This is a genomic window from Actinoplanes sp. NPDC051633 (genome assembly GCF_040681735.1).
Lineage (GTDB): Bacteria > Actinomycetota > Actinomycetes > Mycobacteriales > Micromonosporaceae > Actinoplanes.
The window spans coordinates 1-5,941 of record NZ_JBFAZH010000427.1 but is presented as its reverse complement, the minus strand read 5'-3'; the positions used below and the strand labels follow the sequence as shown (position 1 = coordinate 5,941).

General features: G+C 75.2%; 7 protein-coding genes. 5 read left to right on the top strand and 2 right to left on the bottom strand.

From position 1 onward, the window contains the following. From AB0M20_RS22720 to AB0M20_RS22710, 3 genes are all read left to right on the top strand, one after another. A partial coding sequence (locus AB0M20_RS22720) for a histidine phosphatase family protein (protein ID WP_364301189.1) occupies positions 1-451 on the top strand: 451 nt, incomplete at its 5' end. Between the two features lie 41 nt (positions 452-492). Continuing rightward, positions 493-915 (top strand): hypothetical protein, encoded by a 423-nt coding sequence (locus AB0M20_RS22715; protein ID WP_364301186.1) that lies wholly within the window; start codon positions 493-495, stop codon positions 913-915. Between the two features lie 35 nt (positions 916-950). Continuing rightward, the gene (locus AB0M20_RS22710) at positions 951-1,796 is read left to right on the top strand and encodes a DegV family protein (RefSeq protein WP_364301184.1); all 846 of its coding nucleotides are present in this window, start codon (positions 951-953) and stop codon (positions 1,794-1,796) included. Between the two features lie 18 nt (positions 1,797-1,814). On the opposite strand, the gene AB0M20_RS22705 is transcribed toward AB0M20_RS22710, so the two are convergent. Further along, entirely contained in the window at positions 1,815-2,879 is a 1,065-nt protein-coding gene (locus tag AB0M20_RS22705) for a hypothetical protein (protein ID WP_364301181.1), read from the bottom strand. Between the two features lie 30 nt (positions 2,880-2,909). Further along, complete coding sequence (locus AB0M20_RS22700; protein WP_364301179.1) at positions 2,910-3,665, bottom strand: putative protein N(5)-glutamine methyltransferase; 756 nt, start codon at positions 3,663-3,665, stop codon at positions 2,910-2,912. 107 nt (positions 3,666-3,772) lie between these two features. Between AB0M20_RS22700 and AB0M20_RS22695 the strand changes: the two genes are divergently transcribed. Both AB0M20_RS22695 and AB0M20_RS22690 read left to right on the top strand, forming a co-directional pair. Beyond that, positions 3,773-4,657 carry a ComEA family DNA-binding protein gene (locus AB0M20_RS22695; protein ID WP_364301177.1) on the top strand — a complete coding sequence of 295 codons (885 nt, stop codon included), beginning with the start codon at positions 3,773-3,775 and terminating at the stop codon, positions 4,655-4,657. Further along, positions 4,654-5,941 (top strand): ComEC/Rec2 family competence protein (locus tag AB0M20_RS22690; protein WP_364301174.1); only part of this gene is annotated, 1,288 nt, incomplete at its 3' end. The genes AB0M20_RS22695 and AB0M20_RS22690, both read left to right, overlap by 4 nt.

Here is a 5,941-nt window from a genome sequence, read left to right as displayed (position 1 = left end):
GGCCGGCACGGCGGCCGCGCTGGCCGCGGTGACCGGGCTGCCGGTGTCGTATGACGAGCGGCTGCGGGAGCGCTACTTCGGTCCGTGGGAGGGGCTCACGATGGCCGAGGTCGAGGCCTCCCGGCCGGTGGAGTACGCCCGCTGGAAAGCCGGCGAGGACGACGTCGGCGGCGACGTGGAGACCCTGAGCGACCTCGGCAAACGCGTCTCCGAGGCGTTGCTCAGCGCGGCCTCGCCGACCGGCGGGACGGTCGTGGTGGCGACCCACGGGGCGGCGGCACGCCAGGGCATCGGGCATCTGCTGGGCTGGCCGCAGGAGCAGCTTCGGACATTGCGGGCGCTGCAGAACTGTCACTGGGTCGAGCTGACGAACGACTCGTCGCGCGGCTGGCAGATCGGCGCCTACAACGTGGGCGTCTTCTCCGAGCGGCCCGTCCCGCCGCCGGTCTGAGGGCAATGGAACCCGCCGATGTCCCGTACCGTCTCATCCCCATGAAGATCGTGTTCGCCGCCCTCGTGGCGCTCCTGGTCACCGCCGGGTGCGCCGGCGCCAACCCCGCCGCGACCCCGGCGGGCGCACCCTCGTCCGCTGTGCCGTCTGCTGAGCCGTCCCAGGCTCCGCCGCCGGCCACCGATCTGCCGTCGGTGCCGGTCTCGCCCACCAAGGGCGGCGGCAAACCCACGGCGTCCGGCACGCAGACCGTCTTCGGACTGGTGTCCGCCGGCGTTGAGCCCAACTGCGTCATCCTGACCAGCCCGAGCATGAGCTACCTGCTGATCTTCGCCGATCCGGCGCTGAAGGCGAAGGCCGCCAACGGCACCGAGGTGGTGGTCACCGGCAAGGCCGACCCGGGCCAGATGACGACCTGCCAGCAGGGCACGCCGTTCCTGGTGACCGCGATCCGCCCGGCGTAGGGGTTAGCCGGCCGTCCATCGGTTAAGTTGCCCGCATGCCCGTCGCGGTCGTGACCGACTCCACCGCGTACCTGCCCGCGGAACTCGACGGCAGGTACGAGCTGACCGTCGTGCCCCTGACCGTGGTGATCAACGGTGACTCGGGGCTCGAGGGCAAAGAGGTCACGCCGTCGGACGTGGCCCGGGCGCTCACCGTGCGAAGGGCGCAGATCAGCACCTCGCGGCCCGCGCCGGCGCAGTTCGTCGCCGCGTACCGGGAGTTGCTCGACGCCGGCGCCGACGGCGTGCTGTCGGTGCACCTGTCCGCGCAGCTGTCCGGCACCTACGAGGCTGCGCTGCTGGCCGCCGGGGAGGTCGGCGACCGGGTGCAGGTCGTGGACAGCCGGACGACCGGGATGGGCCTGGGCTTCGTGGCGCTGGGGGCGACGACCGCGGCGGCGGCGGGCTCCTCGCTGGACGAGGTGCGCCGGGCCGCGCTGCACCACACCGAACGGACCACCATCCTCTTCTACGTGGACACGCTGGAGTTCCTGCGCCGCGGCGGCCGGATCGGAGCCGCGGAGGCGCTCCTCGGCACGGCGCTGTCCGTGAAGCCGATCCTGCACGTGGTGGACGGCGCCATCGTGGTGCGCGACAAGGTCCGCACGTCGGGGCGGGCGCTGGCCCGCCTGGTCGATCTGGCGGTCGAGGCGTCCGGCGACGGGGAGGTCGACATCGCGGTGCACCACCTGGGCGCCCCGGACCGGGCGGCGGCCCTCGCCGACGCGGTGTCGATGCGCCTGGAGGACCGGATCCGCGACTGCTACCTGACGGAGATCGGCGCGGTCGTGGCCGCGCACGTCGGCCCGGGCGTCGCCGGCATCGTGGTCCATCGCCGCTGACGCCGTCTTTGCGGCCTGCTAGCTGCTCAGGGTCCAGCGCGGCGGGTCGATGCCGGCGACCGGCGTCAGCCTCTCGGCCAGGTCCGCCCATGGTGTAACCTTGCCGTCCACCTCCACCTCGTCGGCGGCCGGCAGCAGCGCGTCCGGTGTGCTCGCCGTGCGGGTGCGCAGGCCGTCCACCAGCCGCAACGGCGCCGCGCCCGGCAGCGACGCCGCCTGGCGGGTGTACTCCTGCACCCGCTGGATCGTCTCCGCCCGGCGGATGCAGTCGTGCACCGGGTGGCCCGGCGCCACCGCGTAGGGCACCGTCCGCCCGTCGCCGTCGCTCACGTAGGCCATCGGCGTGATCGCCCGCGGCGACGCCAGATACATCACCTCGGCCCGCGCGAACAGCTCCGGCAGATGCGCGCTGTCCTCGGCCGCGACGATCAACGTCCCGTGGTCCGGGGCGAACGCCACCGGCACACCGCCGACCTGCGGCGCCAGCCGCGCGAGCCAGCCGTCGAGCAGCAGGTGGGACGTCCAGTAGGCGTTCTCGTCCTCGGTGAACTGCACGACCACCGGCGACCGGGCGGCACCCTGCAGCACCGCGCCGGTCAGGTTGCCCCGGGCCGCCCGGAACACCTCGTCGGCCGGCACCCCCCACCCGGCGAGCTGGTCCGCGCCCACGTACGTCATCGTCTCCGGCTCGTCGACCACCACGAACTCGGACAGGAACGGCAGCCGTGACCGCCGCAGCGGCGCGTCCGGGCCGCTCGCCGGGATCCCGCCGCGCAGGTGCGAGGGCCGCAGCAACGGGCGCAACCTGGCTCGGACCTCGTCCCACCCCGACGGCACGCCCTGCGCGTCGAGATAGCCCGCGACGAACCGCTGGATCCGCTCCCGGCGCGCCCGGCGGCCGGGAGAACGGCCCGCGAGCAGGCTGTCCAGCGGGAGCAGGGTCGGCTCGTCCGCCCCCGGGCGGGTGAACCGCACCGCGAAGCCGGCCGACAGATAGCGCGCGTCGGTCACGCCGGCACGCCGCAGCCGCCGGATGACCTGACTGGCCAGCCGGGCGCGGGCGATCCTGTGCAGCAACCCCACGTCACGGCCCCTTTCCGCCGGGCGCAGACCCTACCGCACACCAATGATGACGGTCGCCTCCAAGTCGTCGTCGGTGGTCACCTCCGATTTGAATCCGGTGTCCCGGAGCGCCGCGGCGGCGTCCCCGGCCTGAGCCTCGGTGATCTCGGAGAGCAGCACCCCGCCGGGCGCGAGCCACAGCGGCGCCTCGGCGACGACCGCGCGGAAGACCTCCAGGCCGTCGTCGCCGCCGTCCAGCGCGGTGCGCGGCTCGTGGTCGCGGGCCTCGGCGGGCAGGAAGGGGATGTGGCCGGTGGCCACGTACGGCACGTTCGCCAGCAGCACGTCGACCTCGAGCCCTCTCGGCAGCGGATCGAACAGGTGGCCCTGGAACACGTCGCCCGCCTCCCCGAGGTTGTCCCGGGCGCAGGCGACGGCGACCGGGTCGATGTCGGTCGCGTGGAGGGTGGCGGCCGGCCGGTGTCGTCGGACCGCCAGGCCCAGCGCCCCCGAGCCGCAGCAGAGGTCGACGATCACGGCCCGGTCAGCGGTGCGCCGGACGGCCTCCCGGACCAGCAGCTCGCTGCGGACCCGGGGGACGAAGACGCCGGGGCGGAGGCGGACGCGTACCCCGGCGAAGTCGGCGAAACCCACCACCTGCTCGAGCGGCTCGCCCTGCGCGCGCCGCCGGACCATCGCCGCCAGGACGTGGTCGTCGGGGGCGGCCCGGATCAGCATCGCGGCCTCGTCCTCCGCGAACACACACCCGGCCGCCCGCAGCGCGGTCACGGCTTCGCTCTCGTTCACGAGCACAAGTTCTACACCTCGCGTGGCGGCGCCCCGGAGTTATCCACATCGTCGGGTTATCCACAGGGCGGCGCCATCCGGCGCGGCATCCGGCTTAGCTTCGCCGCGTGCCCAAGCGAGACGAAAGTGACGCCGTCGTCGCGGCGCGGCTGCGGTCCGTGATGGCCGCGCCGGCCGCGTTCGAGGACCGCAGTCCAGTGGCGTGGTCCGAGCTCATCCCGAGCTGGCCGGACGACGTGGACCTGCCCTCCACCGACCCTCAGTCCGACCTCCCGGCCGACCTCCCGGCCGGGGCTCAGCCCGGCCCGCCGCCCGGCGACCAGGCCGACCTGGCCGATCCCGCTGTCCGCCCCGCCTGGACCGCTCCCCGCCTGAGCGCGGAGGGGTCCTTCGGCGGGCGGCTCGCGGCGTTCGATCTGGGCCGCCCGGGAGTGAGGGCGCTGGCCATGGTCGCCGCGGTGGTCGTGCTGATCGCCGGCTTCCTCGCCTGGCGGTCCCGGCCGCGGGTCGAGCCGATCGAGCCGCCCGCGCCGGCCGTCGCTCAGGCACCGCCGCCGGCAAGCAGCGCCGCGCCGGTCGGCGAGGTGGTGGTGGCCGTCGGCGGGAAGGTGAACAAGCCCGGCCTGAAGCGGCTGCCCGCCGGTGCCCGGGTCGCCGACGCGCTGACGGCGGCGGGCGGCGCCAAGGCGGGCGTCGATCCGTCGATGCTCAATCTCGCCCGCCGGGTCGTCGACGGCGAGCTCATCATGGTCGGGGTCACGCCACCGCCCGCCGCGGCCGGCACCTCGACGGCGGCCGGCGGCCCGCTCAACCTGAACACCGCCACGCCCGCCGACCTCGACGGCCTGCCGGGCGTCGGGCCGGTGCTCGCGCAACGGATCCTGGACGCCCGCGAGGCTCAGGGCGGGTTCAAGGCGGTCAGCGACCTGCGCAAGGTGAGCGGCATCGGCAGCTCCCGCTACGAGCAGCTCAAAGATCTGGTGACGGTGTGACGCCGGACCTCCGGCTGGCCGGCTTCGCGCCGGCCACGTGGCTGGCCGCGCTGGCCGGGCTGTACGTTTCCGCCGGCACGGGCTTCCTGGTCGCCGGTGCCGCGTTCGCGCTGGCCCTGGGCGTGGCGGGAGCGGCGGCGGCCCGGGGCGGGCGCGCCGGGACCGGGTGGCGGCTGCCCGCCGTGCCGGCCTGGATCATCGTCGCGATCCTGCTGGGCGCGGGCTGCGGCGCCGTCGCGACCGCGGCTCGTGTGCTGGTGCGCGACTCCGGGCCGCTGCGCTCCCTGATGAGCGAGGGAGCGACCGTGCGGGCGGAGGTCGTCGTCCGGGACGATCCACGCTCCTTGGCCACCTCCGCCGGGCAGCCGCCCACCTATCTGATCGACGTCGACCTGGTCGAGGTGCGCGCCGAGGACCCACCGGCGGCGATCCGCCTGGACGCCAGGGCCATCGTCCTGGGCAGCGATCCGGCGTGGCGCCCGCTGCTGCCCGGCCAGCGCGCCACCGTGTCCGGGCGCCTCCTCGCACCCCGCGGCGGCGACCTGCGCGCCGCGGTCCTCTCCGTGCGCGAACCGCCACAACTGCACGGCACGTCGTCCTGGGCCCAGCGGGCGGCGGGCGTGCTGCGCGCCGGGTTGCAGCGTGCGTGCGAGCCGTTGCCCGACGACGCGGGCGGTCTGCTCCCCGGGCTGGTGGTCGGCGACACCAGCCGGCTCGACCCATCGCTGGAGGCGGACTTCCGCGCCACGGGCATGACCCATCTGAACGCCGTTTCAGGCGCCAACGTGGCGATCGTCCTGGGTGTGGTGTTGTTCCTCGTGCGGCGGGCCCGGGCCGGACCGGTCGTCGCGGCGCTGGTCTGCACGGTGGCGCTGGTCGGCTTCGTGATCCTGGCCCGGCCGTCGCCCAGCGTGGTCCGCGCCGCCGCGATGGGTGCGATCGGTCTCCTCGGCCTGGCCGCCGGTCGCCCCCGCGCCGCGCTGCCGGCGCTGGCCGCGGGCGTCGCGGGCCTGGTGATCGCCGACCCCGAGCTGGCCGGCGATGCGGGCTTCGCGCTGTCCGTCCTGGCCACCGCCGGCCTGCTGCTGCTCGCTCCGAAGTGGCGGGACACGCTGCGCCGCCGCGGCTGGCCGGCCGGGGTGGCCGAGGCCCTCGCCGTGCCCGCCGCCGCCCAGGTCGCGTGCGGACCGGTGGTCGCCGGGTTGTCGGCCTCGGTGAGCCTGGTGGCCGTCCCCGCCAACCTTCTCGCCGTGCCGGCCATCGCGCCCGCCACGCTGACCGGCA

What these genes read in the sequence shown, in the direction of transcription:
- AB0M20_RS22710 (WP_364301184.1), top strand. Translation starts at nt 951, where the DNA reads ATGCCCGTCGCGGTCGTGACCGACTCCACCGCGTACCTGCCCGCGGAA.
- AB0M20_RS22715 (WP_364301186.1), top strand. Translation starts at nt 493, where the DNA reads ATGAAGATCGTGTTCGCCGCCCTCGTGGCGCTCCTGGTCACCGCCGGG.